The sequence below is a fragment of the Providencia sp. PROV032 genome (assembly GCF_028484875.1).
GTDB classification, from domain to species: domain Bacteria; phylum Pseudomonadota; class Gammaproteobacteria; order Enterobacterales; family Enterobacteriaceae; genus Providencia; species Providencia rettgeri_E.
Genome location: NZ_JAMPSX010000003.1, coordinates 95,052 through 115,895, shown reverse-complemented (window position 1 = coordinate 115,895; position 20,844 = coordinate 95,052). Strand labels below are relative to the sequence as shown.

At 41.2% G+C, this 20,844-nt stretch carries 13 protein-coding genes; 5 read left to right on the top strand and 8 right to left on the bottom strand.

Annotation, left to right across the window (positions count from 1 at the left end; all coding sequences use genetic code 11):
• Positions 1 to 8 precede the first annotated feature (8 nt).
• The 3 genes from PSF42_RS01930 to PSF42_RS01920 are packed head-to-tail and all read left to right on the top strand — an operon-like array spanning position 9 to position 6,422.
• Positions 9 to 1,067, top strand: coding sequence for a DUF2169 family type VI secretion system accessory protein (locus PSF42_RS01930; RefSeq protein ID WP_125892727.1), 1,059 nt, complete (start codon positions 9 to 11; stop codon positions 1,065 to 1,067).
• The gene (locus PSF42_RS01925) at positions 1,057 to 6,063 is read left to right on the top strand and encodes a glycohydrolase toxin TNT-related protein (RefSeq protein WP_272679357.1); all 5,007 of its coding nucleotides are present in this window, start codon (positions 1,057 to 1,059) and stop codon (positions 6,061 to 6,063) included. Before PSF42_RS01930 ends, PSF42_RS01925 begins: the two co-directional genes overlap by 11 nt.
• Entirely contained in the window at positions 6,060 to 6,422 is a 363-nt protein-coding gene (locus PSF42_RS01920) for a hypothetical protein (RefSeq protein WP_272679356.1), read from the top strand. The genes PSF42_RS01925 and PSF42_RS01920 overlap by 4 nt, the downstream gene beginning before the upstream one ends.
• Before the next feature lie 63 nt (positions 6,423 to 6,485).
• On the opposite strand, the gene PSF42_RS01915 is transcribed toward PSF42_RS01920, so the two are convergent.
• Positions 6,486 to 6,695, bottom strand: coding sequence for a hypothetical protein (locus tag PSF42_RS01915; RefSeq protein ID WP_336313764.1), 210 nt, complete (start codon positions 6,693 to 6,695; stop codon positions 6,486 to 6,488).
• Positions 6,696 to 6,802: 107 nt separating this feature from the next.
• Here PSF42_RS01915 and PSF42_RS01910 point away from each other — a divergent pair, with 107 nt between their 5' ends.
• Positions 6,803 to 7,297: an HNH/endonuclease VII fold toxin-2 domain-containing protein gene (locus PSF42_RS01910; protein WP_272679354.1), complete on the top strand. Its 495-nt coding sequence runs from the start codon at positions 6,803 to 6,805 to the stop codon at positions 7,295 to 7,297.
• Between the two features lie 3 nt (positions 7,298 to 7,300).
• The gene (locus PSF42_RS01905) at positions 7,301 to 8,263 is read left to right on the top strand and encodes a hypothetical protein (protein ID WP_272679353.1); all 963 of its coding nucleotides are present in this window, start codon (positions 7,301 to 7,303) and stop codon (positions 8,261 to 8,263) included.
• A gap of 402 nt (positions 8,264 to 8,665) precedes the next feature.
• Here PSF42_RS01905 and PSF42_RS01900 read toward each other — a convergent pair whose 3' ends face one another.
• The 7 genes from PSF42_RS01900 to tssH are packed head-to-tail and all read right to left on the bottom strand — an operon-like array spanning position 8,666 to position 20,844.
• A complete protein-coding gene (locus PSF42_RS01900) occupies positions 8,666 to 10,402 on the bottom strand; it encodes a type VI secretion system baseplate subunit TssF (RefSeq protein ID WP_125890734.1) in 1,737 nt (578 codons plus the stop codon).
• On the bottom strand, positions 10,395 to 11,738 hold the full coding sequence (locus PSF42_RS01895; RefSeq protein WP_254879908.1) for a VasL domain-containing protein: 1,344 nt from the start codon (positions 11,736 to 11,738) through the stop codon (positions 10,395 to 10,397). The genes PSF42_RS01900 and PSF42_RS01895 overlap by 8 nt, the downstream gene beginning before the upstream one ends.
• Positions 11,739 to 11,783: 45 nt before the next feature.
• Complete coding sequence (gene tssM / locus PSF42_RS01890; protein ID WP_125890735.1) at positions 11,784 to 15,332, bottom strand: type VI secretion system membrane subunit TssM; 3,549 nt, start codon at positions 15,330 to 15,332, stop codon at positions 11,784 to 11,786.
• Entirely contained in the window at positions 15,332 to 16,780 is a 1,449-nt protein-coding gene (tssA, locus tag PSF42_RS01885) for a type VI secretion system protein TssA (protein ID WP_272679352.1), read from the bottom strand. The genes tssM and tssA overlap by 1 nt, the downstream gene beginning before the upstream one ends.
• Before the next feature lie 5 nt (positions 16,781 to 16,785).
• A complete protein-coding gene (gene vasI, locus PSF42_RS01880; protein WP_272679351.1) occupies positions 16,786 to 17,436 on the bottom strand; it encodes a type VI secretion system-associated protein VasI in 651 nt (216 codons plus the stop codon).
• 1 nt (position 17,437) lies between these two features.
• Positions 17,438 to 18,226: a helix-turn-helix domain-containing protein gene (locus PSF42_RS01875; RefSeq protein ID WP_125890738.1), complete on the bottom strand. Its 789-nt coding sequence runs from the start codon at positions 18,224 to 18,226 to the stop codon at positions 17,438 to 17,440.
• Entirely contained in the window at positions 18,223 to 20,844 is a 2,622-nt protein-coding gene (gene tssH / locus PSF42_RS01870; protein WP_125890739.1) for a type VI secretion system ATPase TssH, read from the bottom strand. The genes PSF42_RS01875 and tssH overlap by 4 nt, the downstream gene beginning before the upstream one ends.

Here is a 20,844-nt window from a genome sequence, read left to right as displayed (position 1 = left end):
AATAACCGATGTTTGAGGTGATGAATTATACGCCATTTCCACATTTGCTTTACCAAAAGTATGGTAAACAAGGTGCGTTATTTAATGTACTTGCATTTCGGCAAACATTTCGACTTAAAACTGGGGGGCATTATTCCGATTTAAATAATACACAGTTTCCACTCGTTATGGCGGATGATTACTATCATACTTCGGAAAGCAGCAGCCTTATTGATGAAACTGATTTAGTCCTTGGGCGTCCTTGTACCAATATCCACATTCGTGGGGTGGCAAAACCTAAAGATGGTATTCCTACAGAACAATGGCGAGCGGGAATCAGAGTCAAGGATTTTTCTCGTACATGGACTTTAACGGGCCCATCCTATTGGCAACATGAAAAAGATAATTGGCAGTTAACCGCTCCTTTATTGACTGACGGAGTAAGTTTGCGTCATGAAATGGCATATGGAGGTCGTTGGATAAATACCCAAGGAGAAACTGACGCTTACGCAGCAAATCCGGTTGGAATAGGTTTCTATCCTGATATTTCCGCATTAGATAAATCTAAGCGATATCCAGCTCCGCAAATTATTGAGGACACTATAACGACACCAAGAGAACATCACGTCATTAATGAAGAGCAATTAACATTGGGTTCTGGCCCAGTATCCCGTTGGTGGATGGGGCGTCTTGAGTATGCTGGAACCTATGATAAACATTGGGAAGAAACGCGGTTCCCTTTTTATCCTGATGATTTTGATGAGCAATTTTTTAACTCTGCACCTGTCCATTTACGTTACCCCGGTTTTTTAGCGGGTAATGAACCCATTTTATTGGAAGGATTGTTACCCGAATCTTCAACGGTCGTCACAGCTTTGCCCGATTACCAGTACCTTGTATTGCTTCAGGATATTGAGGGGGAGTTGTTTCCTGTTACACCTTTACTCGACACGTTAACCATTGACCTTGATAACCGATTTATTTCGGTCGTTCGTCGGGTGCGCATTCCTGCTGAATACCCCATAAAACAAGCTGTCATTTCAGTTGTTGTCCCTTCGCAGACAAAAGGAGCATGTCATGTCGGATAAACACATAGGTGATGCAGAAGGCGGTTTTAAAGCAGTCAGTAGTGCGCCTGATGTTTGCAAGGTGGGCAATGCCGTAGTGCCGTTTGATAGCTATCAAAGCCTCAATCATATCAAAAAATTTGCAACATCCGTTAGAGCTAGGGGGGCTCTCACGTTAAATGTGGGCTCTATCATTGCAGGCTCTCAAAGTAATGCGGGCTCAGGAGTGATGTCTGGCACATCTCAAGGGAGTGGTGACTGCATAATACTGACGGGCAGTACTTCCGTACGTATTGAGGGGCAGCCAGCAGCGATGCATGGTTCGCTTGTCGCCATGAACAATAAAAATACGTTAGGGACATTAATCACGAATGAAGCGTCCCCTGGTAATCCCGTTGAAAGTAATAAAATACCCTGTAATGACCCTCCAGTAATTTCTGATTTATTACGAAACTTGGTCACGGAAAAAGAAGCGCTACAGCAAAGCTTTGTCAGTCAAGCAATAGTTGCAAAAGAGAATGCGGTTAATCAGGCAGATAAATATCTTGATGAGAAAATTGACAGTATTCGGTCTGAGCCTGTTGAAGGATGGGGATGGGCGGGGGATGCGTTTAATTTTTATCGGGATGTTAGAGATGGAGCAAGGCGGGCTACGCTAGGGCTTGTGAAAGACACGGGTATCGGTTTAGTACATATGTCTGATGCTATCCCAATAAACCCCATTCAAATGGTTAAAAATGCTGAAAATACACTAGATGCTTTAATCCTTCTCGAAAATACTCGTTTAGGCAATGTTTGCCAAGAAAGTATGTCTGAGAGTGCTAAAGAGGCATGGGAAAATACCAAAAAAGCAGTGAGTGACGCGATGGAGCGTTTGGAGAATAAATGGGATAAAGGCACCAGTGATAAAGCGGAGATCGTGTCCCGAGGAATATTAGAAATTGCGACAATATTATTCCCTGCGAGCAAAGCAGGTACGGTAGGTAAAGCTGGGGAAGGTGTAAATGCCATTAAAGGGGCTAGGGCTCTTGATGCGGTGGCGGACACCTCAAAAGGTATTACAACTCTGAAGGAACTTAGAGCTGCTGAAGCCGCTATTGCCGCAAAAGAGGCGCAAGTTGCTGAAAAATCAGTTCAAACAATCACTGATATTGCGAAAGATGCGGAACGAGCATTACCTGCGCCAGGGCCCCGTATTTCACCGAAGGTTGAAGCTGCAGCTGAAAAACCATCAGCGACACCTAAAAATACCGATGTGAAAGCTGAAAACCCCGCACCGAAGAAAAGTGATGATGTAGGGGGGACTTGTACTGCTGGCGCAACATGTAAAGGTGAACCTGTTAATGTTGCAACAGGGGATTTTATTCAGCAGTGGCAAGTTGTTCGTATTCCCGGGTTATTACCCATTATCTTGCATCGAACATATCAGTCAACATCTGCTGCCAGTGGTCTTTTCGGTCCAAAATGGACTGATGAATGGTCACGTTGTTTACGAATTGACAACAACAAAATTATTTTTAAAGACAGCGATGGAGCTCAATTTGATTTTATTGCTAAAGAAAATACCGTTCGCTCCCGAAATACTCACGCACCGCATTATTTGTTGGCGGGGTCTAAAAATGAATCATTGACGATTTTTGATAGCATACAGCAACATACCTTATCTTTTGCTCACATTGACGGTGACTATCGCCGCTTAAGTGCTATCACGGATCGGAACCAAAATAGCATTCATTTTATTTATAATGACACTCACCAGTTAGCCGAAATAAGAAGAAATGATGGCTTCCTTTTAGAGCTTGAATATCAAAAAGGTCAATTGCAGCGCATCATTGGAGGCAAACAGAAAGATGAGCAGCATGTTTTTGCCGTGTGTGCGTATGATCCCCAGGGGTATTTATCGGAGTGTGATGCCTATCAACAAAATCGCCTTTGGCACCGCTATACCACTGATGGCTTAATGGTTCAGTGGGGGGATACCGATCAAACTGAATTAACACTCACTTATGATGATAAAGGCCGTGTCATTACTACTCACTCCTCTTCAGGGTATTGGCATGATCGTTTTATCTATGATGATACCCAACGAATGACCACCTACATTGATGGTGAGGGCGGCTATTCACGCTATTATTATAATGAAGATAATCTAGTTACTCGGGCGATTGACCCTCTTTGGCGTGAAACCCATACGCAGTGGAAGCAGCGTCAAAAAATATCAGAAATCAATTCATTAGGTGAGAAGACAGAGTATGGCTATCATTTTGATGGCCAATTGGCTTACCTGTTCCTTCCTGATGGGCGTCATGTTTATTATGACTATAATGAGATGGGGCAATTGATTTCCTACACGTCGCCATCGGGAGAAAAATGGCTGCTTGATTACGACACCCAAGGCAACCTAACGACCCTCACCGACCCTCAAGGTCACATTCAAGCCTACGAATACAGCCAACACGGTGAGCTGCTCAAAGCCATTCACCCCAACGGGGCGCAATGGCAGTATGAATACAATGATAGCCATCAACTAATCAAAACAACCAACCCGTACCAAAACAGCACTGACTATCAGTTTGATGAGCTGGGGCGCTTGCAAGAATATACCGATGCTCTAAAACACACTACCCGCTATCGTTACAGTTCAGAGCATGCAGGCGTCAATGGTAGCGTCAGCGATATTTTGCTGCCGGATGACGCGCATCAATACATTGAATATGACAGCGAACGCCGTGTGGTTGCTGTCACAGACGGTGAAGGTAAAATCACCCGTTATCGTTATGGCCCCTTTGATTTACTGCTGGCGATGGTACGTCCAGACGGTACAGAAGTCCGTTTTGAATATGACTCTTTGACGCGTTTAAAAGCGGTGATTAACGCTACAGGGGATAAATACACCTACGAGCGTGACCGCGCGGGGCAAATTATTCGTGAAACCGACTTTACAGGGCGAGTGCAAGAGCACCGTTATGATCAGTTAGGTCGCCGAATAGCAACACGTTATCCAGACCAACACGAATTACGTTGGCGTTATGATGTATCTGGGTTGGTTGTTGAACAAAGTGAATGGCTGGATAATGGCGTTGAAAATAAATGTTTATCGACCACGACCTATGAGTACAACGCACGTTTGCAATTGGTGAAAGCCACCAACCCCGATTCAGTGGTTGAATTTGAATATGATGCGCAGGGGCGTTTAACGTGTGAGCGAATCAATGGTCAAGAAATCAAACATGATTGGGACAGCGACCATTCGACGTTAGCGCGTACCACTTTCGGTGACCGTGAACTTCATTATGCCTTTGGGCAACTCGGTGAATTAACCTCACTACAAATCAACCAGCACGCGCCGCTGCAATATAGCTACAATGCGGTCGGGCAAGAGTACCTTCGCCGCAGTGAGGCGGGGTTCGCCAATTCAAGCCATTACACCGCCACCGGGTTACTCGCCCATCAACGGGCGGGGTGTGGCAGTGAAAACTTCTTGCAATCACTGCAACAGAATCCGCATCAGCCGCCATTTTGTACTGATGTGCATCGTTCTTATCAATACGACCGTGCACACAATGTGGTGCGTATTGAAGATGACCGTTGGAAGCAGACCACCTATCGGTATAACGCGAACGACCAAATCACCGAAACCCAATACAGTAACCAAATTGGCAATCGTGATGAAAAGTTCCTTTATGATGCGAACTTAAACCTCACCGAGCACATGACATTGCCGTCGGATGCGCAAGGGGCGATGTTGCAGTTATTTCAGCAACAACAAGCGGGGCGCGTCACACGGCGAGATACGGCAAGGGGCTATCAGCTTTACCACTACGATGTCAACGGGCGGTTAGAGAAAAAAGTTGTTTATGAGCATGGATATCGGCCAAAAGAATGGCGCTATCTGTGGAACACTCAAAACCAACTGACGGCCTGTTTTACCCCGAAAGGAGACTGCTGGCGTTACACTTACGATGCGTTTGGTCGACGGCTGAGCAAAACTAAAGTAGTCGATAGTCAAGCAGCTCATATCGATCCTCAGTTTCCCCAACTTAAGCCGAAAGTGGCAGCATGGCACTATTTATGGTCGGGAGACCAAATGGTGGAAGAGACGCCGATTTATGCGGATGGGACAATCGCTTATGACTCGCAAGTGCAATGGTTGTACGAGCCGGGCAGTATCACACCGACCGCGCGTTATCAAAATGGCAAATTACACTATGTGGTGACTGACCACCAAGGCACACCACGAGAAATTTTCACGGAAGCGGGGAAAGCCACTTGGGCGGGGCGGCTGAACACATGGGGGCAGATGCAGTTTTGGCAATCCCGCGATGGGCTTGCTGACAATGACCCCAATTATACGGAGTGCCACTTCCGTTTTGTAGGTCAATATGAAGACCGAGAGACGGGGTTGTATTACAACCGCTTCCGCTATTATGATAAGGACAACGGGCAATATATCTCCCCTGACCCAATAGGGCTACTGGGTGGAGTGAATCCGTATGGGTATGTGCACTGTCCGACAGGTTGGGTAGATCCGTTTGGGTTGGCGGGTTGTCCGTCTATTAATACTTGGAATGATTTCCAAAGCAGATCGAAAGGACAATTTAGTAGCCGAACAGAGGCAGCTAAAGCCTATCAACTTTGGAAAAACCAAGATTGGGTTGCATTAGAAAAAATGATGCCGCCAGGAGCATGGCCTCCTAATGGAGGTTTTGTCAGCATAACTAGAACAACCCTACAACCTGGCATGCAAGTTGACCGCTATGGAGGAAGAATGGTTAACGGTGTATTTAATGATAAAGGGACATATGTAGCTCAAGCGGGTGCTCCATTTGAAGTTAGAGCATTACCTGCTGGCGACATAAATAGACCTTATACTGTATATGAAGTCGTCAAACCACTTCCTGCTGACATGGGACCTGCAATACCCTGGTTTGGTCAACCCGGAATGGGAGCTCAATACAAGTTCACAGATGGAATAGATGATTTGATTACTCAAGGATATTTGAAGAGGCTGCCATGATTTATAAAATAAAAAATATACAGAAAATTATTTACGACGGTTTTGAAGATGATTTTTATGATTTGCCTCATAGTTTCAAATGCCCTCTATGCCATGAAAACATAATAATTGATATTTTAAATTTAAAACCATTTAGACTGTTAGATGAAGAAGTAAAAAATGCTATCTTGTTGAAGATGAAAAAAATAAAAGTATCTCCATTATCATCAACTAGTGATTCTTACAATTATAACTTTTTACCCATATATTATGATATGCATGAATGTAATTCAGACTCAAAAAAAATATTAAGAATTATTGCTAGTGGTGAATACCAGCCAGCTAGATATCAAATAATTCTTATTGCTATGTGTATATAAATGATAAGCAATAAATAATGTTAATGGGCTGAACTAATAACTGTCGAGCTAGATTCTTCGTTTTTAAGAGCCTCTTGTATACTCTACTACCAGCTCGCGCATCGTATGCCGTATGGCGGTTAGCTGCGCTTGCTGTTGTTGGTTTTGCTGTTTCATTGCTCGGATATCTTTGCTGTCGGGTATCAATACCCAACAGCCGTTTAAAATCTTCACGGTAAAGGTGAAGCCTGTCTCAAAAACTGCGTCTTTTAGCCACTGCCCTTTAAGGTGAATTGCGGGCGGTGGTCAGCTTCGCAGCTAAATTACGCCACACTCAGGGGTTCGAGTCAGTTAATCCTTAAGCCCAATAACAGCCTGAAAGAGCAGCGAAAGAGGGGCAAATGAAAAAGTGTGCACGGGCACGAAAATGCCATTTAGTGCCCTATTCAAAATATTCCATCAAGGAAGCGAGAGGGAGTAAAACTGAGCCGGCCAACAACGACGGGTGTTGCAAAGGGCAAACGGGGCATCATTTAATTTATTCAAATATGATAAAAGACGCCTGTCCAAATTATGATGAAGCGATTGCCCCTACAGTTTGTGTTGAGGGGACATCTTGGCATGGTGGCAGCCATGGGCGTATTCATACGGCGATGGATGATGAACTTAGCCGCTTAGCTAAAAATAATAAATTAGATAATAATACCCTGAGTATGGATCAGGCGATTGAGGCGGCAGTACGTTCCCACAAAAAAACGTTTCCGTATGCCAACTGTTCTAGTCATTGCATAAGAGAACAACTTAAGGGCTATTACTTGCCGATGTGTAAGAATGCGCGATTGCCAGCAAAAGACTCTCGAGGTAATGAAATAAAAGATAATCAAGTAGATAGGTAACTTATGACATATATAAAAGAAAATGATTGGAAAGGACTTTTAAAAGGCTGGATTATAACAGGCTGTGCGGTAAGGGATAAAAATATAGTATACCTATGTTTGCGCAAAGATATTCCGTATGAACAGGCTAGAAACTTATGGAATAGTGAAATTCCAAGTAGGCTATTAGCCATCTATTTAGATACCCCTCAAACTCCGACTGGAAGCTTAAGTATTACTGGTTTCGATAATCCGAAAATAGGTGTTTGTTTAAAACCTCTAGAACAAGGAATGATTGCTGAAAGGGGGGATGATGGAAATGTCCAGTGTGTTGGCAGCGGAGATGACTTTCCTTTAGAAAAAATCATGGAAGGTGACTACGCAAACCCTAAAAATATCAAATGCATTGAAGGTTATGCCTATTATGTCGGCTCTGCACGTGAAATTTATAAACGTGTCGACATTGGAAAATGGGTGCGACTTCAAAAAGGTATTCCAGGTGGAGAAACAGATACCGATATGGGATTCACGGATCTTGATGGTTTTTCAGAGCAAGATATGTATGCCGTCGGTGGTGAAGGGGATGTCTGGCATTATAACGGCGAAATATGGATCCCTTGTGGTTTCCCGTCCAATGAACAACTAAGTGCTGTGCTATGTGCTCCAGATGGCTATGTGTATATCGGTGGCGAAGGCGGCAGCCTATGGCGTGGCCGTCAATTCCAATGGGAAAAATTGTACCACGGTGGCTCGACGATTTTACTGAATCAATTGCGCTGGTTTGAAGATAAAGTCTGGGCTTGTGATGACTACCGTTTGCAATGTTGGGACGGTCACGAGATGGTGCGCCCGATGGATGGTGATGAAAGCGTTCTTCTGTCTGGCCATATGGATGTGCGTGACGGCATTTTAGTGGTAGCGGGTGATTATAGTGTAGATCTGTATGATGGAACGGCATGGCATAAGATTGTTAGGCCTTATAGTTAATAAAAATATGATTAGAATTAAGAAAAATAATTACACCCACAATCAAGTTTATTTAAAATAATGTTGCTACTTACAATAATATATTCACTGAAATAACATAAATTAAATAATAGACTGAGTTCTTGTGATTGCGAGCTGAATAATGAGTTTGTGCAAGAATACCTTCGCTGTAGTGAGATGGGCTTTATGAATTCTAGTCATTAAACAGAGATAGGATTATTAGCCCTTTACAACAGCGAATCACTGCAACCTTGAAACTTTAAAAGCAGGCAACGCTGCCTTATAAGTTCATAGGGCGGGGATGCAATTGAAGCGTTTTTGCGCCACACTTTTTATGCTCCCCTTTACTATATTGAGATAGTCTTTGGGATACTTTAATTAGTTACTCATTAAGAGAGATAATTAAATCATTGACTTATGTCCTTTTAGGGGGGATGGAGATAAATGCCACATTGTTTTTTTCTCATCATTCAGTGTCACAGACATCTCTAATAACATATTTTCAGATAGGCAAAATGGAAAAAAGTGATAGAGATGAGTGGTAAATACAAAGGCCTCACCTTCGCTTTCATATTGGGCGTTATCAAGTAGTAGAGATAAAGATAAACACCGGTAAGGTTTACCTTTTAATATATGGTCATATAAATGTGTTTTCAGCTCAATGAGCCCAGACAATAGTCGCTCACATTTTCGTGTCACTTGCCTATCAGTATCTCGATAGAGAATATAATCAGCAATTAGGTGTTTTATGCTTTCTAACGACATTAGCATTGAGGCATTAGCACTGTAGTGGGATAGTAATTGCCAAAAATGATGGTTATTGACGATAGGAGGATAGCAAGGTGACAATAACGTGATATTTCCCGTTTTAATTCCGTCAGGCATTTTTTCACTGTGTTGGTTTAATAAGCCAATTTCGTTTTTTTGGTTACGTTCAAAGCCTGTATAAATACATGAAAAATGTAAGCTGGGCGGTGTTACCATAGGGGCGCCTTTATTATCAAAAAAATTTAAATAATAAAGGGTATGTCCCGTGATATTTTTCTCCATCGTTAAGGAGTAAAAAAGGGTTTTATGGTATTGAGGCATAAGGCGTGAAGATGCCGTCAATTCTGTCGTAGGATAAAAATGACAATATATGCCTCTCTCTTGTTCATGTGGCTCAAGTGAAAGTTGGATTTCAAAGAGGTCAGCCAAGTAGTGATGGCTAGGGATAGGAAGTAAATAACTTGATTTATTTTCTTTAAAATCAATTAGCAGGGTGTGTTGTGCTTCGGTATCTATTGCAGGAGCACAATTTAAATAAAAGCTATTTTCACATTCCTCTTGTGTCAAAGGAAGCTGTTGATTTAAATAGATGTTAACTGTAAAACGCCTTTCTTGCTCCCAATCTAACTCAGTGACAACTTGGGGAATATTGAGCTCAACAAAATGATGAACATGAGGTAAATAAAGGCCTTCTAATAATTGCTGTGGAGCACTGAGTGATACATTTTCTTGCGGAAAAATTTTATAGGGCTTTCCAATTTTGGGTTCGAAAGCGTAATTAAGTGGATCACCCTCATAGCGAATATGATTATGGATGACTTCAATTTTTTCAAAATACTGGCTAAATGCGAGTAATAAGATTTCTGATGTTTTTTTATTGGCTCCTAAAAAAATATCAAGTGAACTTGTTGAATGAAATTTAGTTTCACCTCGATACTGTATTTCAAGCGAAATACATGAGCGATTTGGGTGTTGAATAATTTTCCTATCAAGAAGACTATAGGGTGTCACGACGAGATCATGACAAAAGCTAAAACGAGCCCCATTATTACCTAAGACAAGATGGTCTTTATTTATCTCTACTGGAAAAGAAAGCAATTCATTTTGGTCAATTTGTACAATAGTCGTCGATGGAAGCCCTTTTATCGCTTGGGAATCAAGCCGTTGCAGTAGAGGTAATGTGATTTCAGGAAATGCATCATCAATTTTATCTTGTAAACGTGCAGACAAAAAAGCAAATCCTTCCAATAGATAACTCGTTTGTGGATCTTGAGGATCTAACACATCTGCTAAATGTGGTTTCTTATCGGCATATTCACTGAATAGCTTTTGTAAGTATTGCTTTTCTTTAATATATTTTATTTCACTCATGACTTAATCCAAAAGATGAATATGAGCTGGGTTTTAAACCTTTTTGCTCTGCTTGTTTTTGTAATTCATAGTAACGAGCTAATAATCCATTAATTTTATTATCAATATTGATGAGTGTGGCAGGGGAAACTGGCTGCCCATTTTTAATTTGTAGTGATAATTGACGAAGCTTTTCCTCAATAGGCTCCACCTTATTGTGCTGCTTTTGAATGTCATAGATGGCGGTTTTTAAATAGGATAATGTAAAACTACCTCGGTTTTTTTCTTGTTGAATAATTTTATTTGAAAGTTGCTGTAATAACATCGCTGTTTCAGACCAACTATCATTAATAGGCATATTTTCTAAACGCGTCTCATATTGGTTTTGCCAATTTCGGCTGAAGTAAGCCTGATCAGCATCCGCAGGCCAATAAGATTTTGCTTTTTCTTGCATGTTCTCGATCAGTTTTAAATTAGCGAGAGGTGAACGCTTTTCAAGCAAAGCTAAATGATATTCATAGGTATTTATGTCGGGTTTAAATAACCATTTGGCAACAGCACCTTCAGGAATGGACGTTATAGCCTCCATCTCATGTTTAAAATACACATAGGCGCTAAATCCACAGACTAAAAAGAGTACACTACTGAGCACACAACCCCATATAAAACCACGGGTAGCGCTCATTTTTTTAGTTGTTACTGTTAATGTCGATGCGGGCTCAGGGGGTTCAAAAATAAATGTTGGTGATGGTTGTTCTACCTGTTTAGCGGGTTGTTGGATATACACTAAAGGCGGGAGCGTGACAGATTCGGATGTATTCTGTTTTGCATATTCTTCCTGCTTTTCAAGCTGTTTGGCTAAGTTTTGAAAGAACCATAACAAGTTTTCAATTTTAGGTAGTTTTTCCCACGTTGTTTTAGCCAGTTTATCAATGATTAATTGTAGTGCGCGTTCTGAGCGGTAAACCAAACGGAGGTCTTTTGTTTCATAGGTTTGCTGGCGGAGCAGGGCGCTAGCCTTTGTATTAAACCAGTTGAGTGCTTCTGTTCGTTGATTCGGTTTTTCAGGCCATAACGCATCCCAATGAGTCACAATAACACTCGCTAATAATTCACAGCCTTCAGTAAAGCCACTGAGTCCATGGCGTTGTAACCGTGCAATTGTGTAATAAGCCCCGCTTTGTAGGTCAATACCATGATTTTTAAAGAGAGATAAACAAAGTGACTCAATGAGTGTCCAACTAACCTCTGGGCGTGCAGGATGACTTAACTTGTTAAATTCTGTTTTAAGAGCAATAAATTCAGGAGTATCTAAAGGGGAGTTCCCGATTTTAATGACTAAATGTTCTGATTTCATCTCGTTGAATATCCTATGCCCCCACATAAAGTGGAGGCAATCACATTAGTAAAGGGTTTCAGGTAAACGGAATTTTGTGAATAATCCACCGAAGAAAGGATTATTAGACTCATCAACCAGAACTCGATAAGTCATATCCCCACTATCAATCGTGAAGCGAATATCGAATGAATTAGATTTGATATTCATTAACTTTGCACTATCGACCAGACGCATTTGTGCCCATGGCCCCGAGAAACTAACAGAACGAGGTGATTTATCACCAGAAAGAGGAACCAGAGTCAGTTTGCTTTCAATATTTGAGCGCATCGAGTTTGGCCAAACGAGATGCGTGACATGGCTACGGCTATGAGCATAATCAATGAGCTGACCGTCAAGGTTTAAGATACTACGACGTTTATTGCCACTTAATGAAAGCGGTTCAACTGCAAATTGTGCTTCTAAATTACCTTGTGCATTAAAAAAGGTTTCTCTTATGCGATTTGCAGTTTCAATTTGCGCTAAAACATCAGAGCGGATCAGCGATTGACTATCCCGATTATCGACTAAGTTATTTTCAACAAATAAACGTAAGTTCTGTTGATAGAAGCTATCGAGTGTGCCATTAGGTTTAAAGAAACGTTCAAACTCACTTAATGGAACATCTTGTTTTGAGTTTGGATTAAACGGATAGCGACCCGCAATATAGGTATTATATTGTTTTACAACATTTTCATTCCATTCAACTTCCATATGTCGAATAGCTTCTTTCTGGACAACATTCCAAGCTTGCTCAGCGATTTCATCTACCCAACGATTGAGCGGTTCAGGCAATGTTTTAGCCATTTGTGATAGTTCAAATATGGCATCTTTATTATTATCATTGAGTCTCATGGATACGGCTTTAAGTGCCGCTTTACCCGGTACTGGAGAGTTTTGTATTCCCAACAAATATCGATGCAAATCATTCAATTTTTGATTAAGATTTTGTAAGTTTTCTCCTTGATTACTGACCAGTATTTCCGTTTGGGGTGTAAATTCTCTATCTAAACGAGTTAATAAACGGTAAGAAGGTTCTGCCATCAAGCTTTTTTGTTTCTCAATAGGTAAACTTGCATCAATTGATGGAATGACCGTATTATCACGCAAAACTTGTAAGGCACGACGTAAAGGCTGTTCTCCGCTGATGATTTGTTCAAGTGCGATGATTTCATCTTGGATTGAGTCAAATTCACGAATTTCTAAATTACTCATTCCGTTACGCCATTGAGCGATATAATCACTGATATATTGCTCACTGATTTGACGTTGAATTTCTTTACGGTCATTCTCACTATATTGGGTATTTGATGTGAGATTGAGCACCCAAGCATCGAGCAACGTAAGTTCAACTAATTTGTCATTTTGGCGAATAAAATAGTTTAATAATCCTGAACGTGTTAAAAACTGTGGGATTTCTAATTTATCCTCATCAATCGCGGTAAAAACAGTATTAAAACTTGGGCCTATTTGATATTGCAAATTTAAAGGTGCTGAAAGTTCTTGGTTGGCTTTTAACCGTAACGCCTGGTACACACGTTGATAAAGCGATAACACACTGAGTTCTTTCTGGGCATTTTTAATGGGGGTCGCAAAAGGCGTGAAGGCCTTAATCGCAGTCATCAGACCGTTGTCTCGTTCCGCTTTCCAATCAGTGTGTTCAAGTGCATAACGTAAGTGTGCTTTTAATAGCATTTGTTTTTCACGTTGCCCAGTGAATAGATGGCTCCAATAATTCGCCATAAAGTCTTCAACCATGCCATTATTACGCCCTGTTTTGTCTTCTAACATGCGCATAATACGTAAAATTTCGAGTTTATCTTCACTGCCCTTATCTGCATTATTAAGCTCAATTAAAAGCCCTGACATAATTGCAGGTAAGAAACGCTCGGTCAGTAATTGCAGATAAACTTGCTCAACTTGTGGGCCGACTTTTTGGCCTTGATACAGTCCCATATCAGAAAATAGCACATTTTTATCGCGGTGGTTCCCATAGGCAAGTGTCGCTTCACGTAATGGGTTGAGGACAGGAAGTTGTAAGCTACCATCAGTATCTTTTTGGACGTTATTATCTATCGTTCTGAATGCTTTAACCTCATTAAGCACACTCTCACCGGCGCGGTAGTTTTTATCATAATAGTGGTTCCAACCACTCCAAAGTGCAATTAAACCAGCAAAACTGGCCAGTGTTGTGACTAAGAGGCGAGAACGGTGCTTTTTGACCCAATATTGATTTTCAGCGGCTAAATTCGGCTCACTGAAGAGGACTTGATCAAATAAATTATGTGTAAAATAAGGGTGGCTATCATTGATTGGCCAAGTTGTTAGTGGGGCTGTTGGTAAATGGTATTGCACGGATGCCGTTTGGCTAAAGACATCGTCTATTTGGCCAATCTGCAATGCAGAGGTGAGATAAACGCCCCTTAAACAAATATTATGTTGCTCGTTATTAATCAACAGTGCATTAATTAATGTTATAACGTGGCTCTGTAACCCTTCTATTTGACGTACAAAGCTGAATAAATCACTACGTTGGTTACCTTCTGCTCGTTGTAGCATCATTTCTGGTAGTGCGCTATTCATTTGGCTAACCCACTGTAACCAGAAATGCGTTAAACCCGTCTTCCAATCTTTTTGAGATTTAAGATCGAAAGAAACCCCCAGTACTTGGTTACGTTGTTGCGCATCCAATGACTGGTACATTGAATCGAAACCACGTAATAAATCTAGCTTCGTTAATACGATATATAATGGTAGTTGACTATTAAAAGTCATTCTAATTTCTTCAATACGCATTTGCAGGTCAGCAATTAATTGGCTATTTTGTTCTTTCGTATTGGTGAGTAGAGATAAGGTATCTACCGTTAAAATAATCCCGTTCATGGGTTGTCTTGAACGATTAGTCTTTATCCAATTAAGTAACTCTTCCCACAACCGATGATAGAGCTGAGGTTTTTCATGATGTTCATTTGGTTGAGTCAATAGTTTGCCGTTAGGAACGAAAAGAACGGCATTATCCGTCAACAAGCACTCAATATTTAAAGGCAGCTTTTGTTCATTAACGATATTGTCACTTGGCGCGATATCCAATGGATTTAGCGCGTTTTTTAATAAGCTATGTTTTCCGCTTTGGTTTGCACCTAAAACAAAATACCAAGGGCGTAAATAAACGGCCTTAGTATGGCCATTTAGGTGGCGCGTAAATTGAGATTTCCAATAGTCTAAATAACGATTTTGGAAGTCTATATCCTGCCTAACGGGATCAACAACGGTTAACTCAACATCGAGTTTTAAGGCTTCAAGTTTTTTTACTCGACGCCATGTAACTAAACCTATCCAACTGACAACAAGCAAAATAATAATTAACGTAGCAAGCCAGCGTGAGGTGAGTGTACTAAATGGCTTTGAGTCTTGATAAGTGAATGTCGGCCCCCACCACCAAATCCACACAATGACGAGAGCAGGGAGTAACGCTAATAAAAATAGGAAAAAGGAGGCAATTTTTGGCCTATCAGCAAAAAACAGTTTTTTTACCGAATTGGTTATGTTTGAAATGGAGAAAAACGGTAATTTCATTATTGTAGATCCCTATCCATAGTCATTGTTGTTTCTTGTGTTTTGTCTGTTTTTTGAACGAGTTGTCTTACGAGGCTGGGTTCCCAATCCTCGAGTGAAATGTGTAAAGTAGCGGTATAAAGTTGCTGATATAAGTGGGCCGCCATATAGCCCATTCCTGAGAGCTCGAATAGTTGCGCTGACAATAATTGCCCATAAAATTTATCTCTAGGCTCTATTGCAGTGACAAGGCTTGACTCAATGAGTTTCAATGCGGCTTCAAGCCCTTGTTGTTCATAGCACAGTAAAACATCTTGCTGTAATAATGTGGTATTTGAATGAGATAATTGGCCACTCTCTGTTTGGCGACAATCTTCTAACCATTCTTTCACACTGTCGGGGACGAAAGGGCTCATATCAGAAAAATGCAAATTGACGAGATTTGGAAGGCGAGCTAAAAAAAGACGTAACTCCTCTGAGATACCATCCGCGACTTCTGAATAACCCAGTTTAGCTGCTGCTTGTGCTGCAAGCATGTGGCCTTCTAGCCAATAAGGCGATAGTGATAAGCTTTGCTCTATATTATTTAATAGGGAGTTTGATGGTTGAGAAAGTTGGGCTCTGTAATCCATTATGCGATCCATCGAAACCGGCGCTAATGGGGTTTTACCTTGACGATCGGCTTGAGGCAGCATTGTAATGGAATGCCAGATAGCATAGCGTCGTAAGCGATAACCAATTGAACTTTCAGGTATTTGCAAACAAATAATCTCTGAAATTTGGAGTAGCGTTTGCTTCCATTGTCTTTCGTCATGTTGATTTATATTGATTGCTGGCATGACAAGGCTATTTGCTGGTGGTTGTACAGCTTCTGTAATAGGTCTTGCGGCTTCTTTTGGCGCTGAAGCTAACACGATGGGCTGTTCGCTTTCTTCAATTCGTTGATAACCTCGACTCAATGCATCAACTTGTTCAGAAAGTTCGGGGCTCTGTTCATGCCAAAATTGAGCTAAATAGGCAAAAGATCCCAGAATATCATCACGCATTTTGCTATTAGCAGAACGGCAAAAAATATCGTTCACTGATTCGAAGCGTTTTAGAATTTGGTTAGCTAGACGTACCTTGAGCTTAATATTCGTTGGATAGCAGACATGCCAATACTGGCGCGTAAAATCAGAAAGGATCTGCGCTGCTAAAACTAACTCTTTAGGTTCACCAGCATGCTGTAAGGTACGTAATAAGTGAACGATTAAGCGGAAATCTTTTGTCTGTGTTTCAAGCAACCGCAAACACCGACGTTGAATTTCTTTAACATCTAATTGGCTGTGACTAAGAGAGCCGAATTTTATCATTTCACTATCGATATACTCCCAGTCGGGGTCACTATCGTTCACAGCACGACACACCAGCTGCTCATCAAGATGGGCAAGCAACTGTTCTTTCCAAGAATAAGGGGTATTGTTTGTCATTATTTTTACCAGTGGCAAGCGGCTCTTAATGGTTTAATTTCTTGGGACATCCCTGAAATATTGAACGTTAGTTTTTCGTTATTCGTTAATTTCAAGGTCAATTTTTCGCCATTTAATAAACGCTTGATTTCATCTATGCCAGGTAAACCACGGCTTGATTCCAATACATAGCCATTTTCACGTAAAAACCATTCTGCAGTGAATTGCGTTCTATCGGTTGAGACCATGACACTGCCTGCATCTTGTTTATTGGGTAAAATAATTTGCATACGGGTAATGTTGTCGATGCAACTCAACATGAGAACAGGACGAGGAGGCTGAAAACCAATGGCTGGAATGGTCATAATGACGGGGTAATCACCATCTTCAGGTATTGAGACTAAGAAACCCGCACTATTTTCGACACGTTTCATTTCGTGTTCATAAGCTTGGCGCCAAGTTTTTCCCATTTGAGCGATATTAGGTGAAGTATTGGCCGCAGGCGTAGAGGACTGCGCTATTTTGTCATAGCAATCTAAGCGAATAAGCTGAGAAGATTCTAGACGACACTGGGTGAGTTCTTCAGCGATCTTCTGGCTGATATTGCTTTCAGCTTTTCCAGACAAAGTGAAGAAAACTGGCATCAAAGAGCAAAAAAAGAGTTTCAGTATTTTCATTTTATACTCCGTACTTCTTCAATTTATATATCAGCGCACGCTTAGATATGTTGAGGTGTTCTGCCATTGCGTTGATATCTCCCTTTAGCTCTCGCCGCTTGTTTAATAAAATTTCTTTTTCATAGCCCTCTACGGCAGCTTCTAAGTCGTTAATATTATTTGGATTATTTGTTGTTGGTTCCATGCTTGTGATTGATGCCGTTAATATGTTTAAGGCCTCATTGAGGCTGACTTCCTTTTCCTTCTGCAACTGATTGAGATATTGCAAGTGAGAAATTTTTTGTTGCGTATTTGCCAATTCAAGAATGCGTTTTAATTGCTGATGAAAGAGCTCACAATAAATAGGGAAAATGCCCTGTTCGAAATTTTCCAACTCTTTTGCCTGCCCTAAAAGAATAATGGCGCCGCATGGTTTATGGTTCAGATCATGCAGTGGTAAGCTATACAGCCCAGTATTGACTGGAAGTTGCGAAATAAAATCACGTAATGACGCGTTATTAATATAGCTACCTTGCTGTAAATTCTTCCAAAATGTGGGTTCCCCCTTTAATACAAGTTGTATTAAAGGGTGATCGGCATCAGTAATATCAGTGTCTAAAAAATGGCTTTGAACTTGGAGTGAGTGGTCAATGTTCCAGCTTTCTAATCTATTTTCGGTTTTATTGACCAATGAAATAATTAGCCCGCTGAATGCGCTGCGCGAAAAACTATATGTCAAAAATTGAACGGCTAGCGCTTCTATGTCATGGCACTCAAGAAGAGCAAGGGCATTTTTTAGTCTTGCTTTCATTTTTCTTTGTTAACCTCCGCAATAAATTCACCATTTTCCGTTGTTAAACGAATATGGGAGATGGTTTCATTACGGGCACTGAACTGAAGAAGTAACAAAGAAAGAGGCGGCAATAAAGCACCATCAATAATTGATTCTAAGATACGTGCGCCATTTTCCGCGCGAGAAGCTCGACGTAAAATTTCACTAGGGACGTTTTCTTCTAACTGAATTTTTGCATTAAAACGTTGTTTCAATAAGAGCATAAGACGCATCAGCTTACTATCAACAATTTGTCGTAAAATAGCAGTCGAAAGAGGTAAATAAGGGACAACTTCCATGCGGGCCAGTAGCGCGGGTTTAAAAAATGTGGTGAGCTCAGGATAAAGTGCATCTTGCAGCTCATCTGGCTTGTCCGCATAAGCGCTAATCACATGGTCACCTAAATTAGATGTTAGGAAGAATGCGATATTTTTGCAGTCAATAACTCGTCCTTCACCATCCGCTATCTCGCCTTTATCAAATGCTTGATAAAACAAGTTTAGAACGTCTGGATGCGCTTTCTCGACTTCATCAAGTAGAACAACAGAATAAGGTTTTTGACGAATAGCTTCTGTTAATATTCCGCCCTCACCATAGCCGACATAACCAGGAGGTGAACCGATGAGACGAGATACCGTGTGTTTCTCTTGAAACTCAGACATATTGATGGTCGTTAGGTATTGGGTTCCACCAAACATTAATTGGGCAATTTGGATCACGGTTTCTGTTTTACCGACACCACTTGGCCCTGCCAATAAAAATGCACCTAAAGGGCGACCTGGTCGGCGTAAATCAGCGCGTGCCGTTAACAAATGTTTGTGTAAGCACTGTATTGCTAATGATTGCCCTTTAATGCTTTCTTCTAAGTAGGTAGGAAGATCGGTAACAATAGATAAAGCATCTTGTGATAATCGATTTAGCGGCACACCTGTCCATTCTGCGATGACAGCTGCAATTTGCTTTTTATCGACGTGTGGTGAAACGAGTAAGTGTGTTTCATGCAGCTGTGCAAGTTGCTGGTCTAATGTTTGCAATTCCTGTTTCAGTTCATCTGAATGACGAGCCTCTTCGGACTGGAGCTCGGTATTTTCATCGTCTAATAATGTTGAGCGCAAAGTTATAATTTGTGAAACAAGCGCTTGTTGTTGTTCCCATGCTTGTTGTATATCGGAAGCTTTTTGCTCAATCGCATTTGCTTTTGATGCTAATTCCTCAAGGCGCTCTGAGTGATTATCCAAGCCAAGATGATGTTCTCTTTTTAATATCACTGTCTCCATCTCTATTTGCTGGAGATCTGTTTTTAATGAAGAGAGCATTTTTGGTGGTGAAGATAAATTGATCGCTGCTCTTGCACACGCGGTATCTAATACATCAATGGCTTTATCGGGTAATTGGCGTCCTGAAATATAACGTTCACTCAGTTCAGCACTGGCTCTAAGAGCCTCATCATCAATAAAAACATGATGTGCTTTTTCATAAATAGAACGTAAACCACGCATAATGATAATTGCGTCCGCAGATGTTGGCTCTTTGACTTGAACTAACTGAAAACGGCGAGCTAATGCAGCATCTTTTTCGAAATATTTTTTATATTCGCTCCAAGTGGTTGCGGCGATTGTTCTCAATTCACCACGCGCTAACGCTGGCTTTAATAAATTAGAAACATCGAGGCCACCTTGTTGGTTACCAGCCCCAATTAATGTGTGTGCTTCATCGATGAATAGAATTATTGGATGAGGAGATTGAGAGACTTCTTGCATGATGCCTTTAAAACGTTTCTCAAATTCGCCTTTAACCGCTGCACCGGCTTGTAATGCACCTAAATCTAAGGTTAGAAGTTCACACCCTATTAATTTTTCAGGGATTTCACCGGCGATAATACGTAATGCGAGGCCTTCAATAAGCGCGCTTTTTCCGACTCCAGGTTCCCCAACAACAACAGGGTTATTTTTTCGGCGACGGCAAAGGATATCAATCATAAGGTCGATTTCATGATCGCGACATAAAACAGGGTCAAGTTCATTATTTCGAGCTTGTTCGGTCATGTTTTGCGTAAATTTTGCTAACAATGAGTCCGACGCGATTTTGCCGTTATTTTGAGGTGCTTGTTCGTCAAAAGGTGATTCAGCAGACCCTTCTGTCCACTTATCAAAACTGAGTTTTAGTTGCTCCCGGTTTACTTGCGAAAGCATGTCTGCAACAGGCTTTGGGAGGTAACGCAATGGCATTTGTAATAATGTCAGAAAGAGAACGCCTGAGCGAAGTTCACTGTGGTTGAATTCCGTCGATGCAAGTAACCAACTGTCTTTCATCCACTCCACTAATAATGGGGAGAAACTCGGGTAGCTCTGTGTTATGGCTTGATGAGGTGGAATTTGAATATCTAATAATTCAGACAACTTATTAATATCCAAAGTACTCTTCTGGCTGATTAGGCGAATGTCAGTTAATGGTGTCTCAATGAGTTTCTGAAGAAACTGAGCAATCGTAATTTCAGGCTGTTGATGACTTACACAGTAGGCTGCTGCGCTTTCTAACGCATGCTTAGCAATCGGGTGTAATCGGTTTACAAGTGTTGAGAGATCAATTTGGATCAT

Coding starts and splice junctions, on each gene's coding strand:
- vasI (WP_272679351.1), bottom strand. CDS start 17,436: ATGAAAATACTGAAACTCTTTTTTTGCTCTTTGATGCCAGTTTTCTTC.
- tssH (WP_125890739.1), bottom strand. CDS start 20,844: ATGATCCAAATTGATCTCTCAACACTTGTAAACCGATTACACCCGATT.
- PSF42_RS01910 (WP_272679354.1), top strand. CDS start 6,803: ATGAAAAAGTGTGCACGGGCACGAAAATGCCATTTAGTGCCCTATTCA.
- PSF42_RS01930 (WP_125892727.1), top strand. CDS start 9: ATGTTTGAGGTGATGAATTATACGCCATTTCCACATTTGCTTTACCAA.
- PSF42_RS01900 (WP_125890734.1), bottom strand. CDS start 10,402: ATGAGTGAAATAAAATATATTAAAGAAAAGCAATACTTACAAAAGCTA.
- PSF42_RS01920 (WP_272679356.1), top strand. CDS start 6,060: ATGATTTATAAAATAAAAAATATACAGAAAATTATTTACGACGGTTTT.
- PSF42_RS01925 (WP_272679357.1), top strand. CDS start 1,057: ATGTCGGATAAACACATAGGTGATGCAGAAGGCGGTTTTAAAGCAGTC.
- PSF42_RS01905 (WP_272679353.1), top strand. CDS start 7,301: ATGACATATATAAAAGAAAATGATTGGAAAGGACTTTTAAAAGGCTGG.
- tssA (WP_272679352.1), bottom strand. CDS start 16,780: ATGACAAACAATACCCCTTATTCTTGGAAAGAACAGTTGCTTGCCCAT.
- PSF42_RS01895 (WP_254879908.1), bottom strand. CDS start 11,738: ATGAAATCAGAACATTTAGTCATTAAAATCGGGAACTCCCCTTTAGAT.
- PSF42_RS01875 (WP_125890738.1), bottom strand. CDS start 18,226: ATGAAAGCAAGACTAAAAAATGCCCTTGCTCTTCTTGAGTGCCATGAC.
- tssM (WP_125890735.1), bottom strand. CDS start 15,332: ATGAAATTACCGTTTTTCTCCATTTCAAACATAACCAATTCGGTAAAA.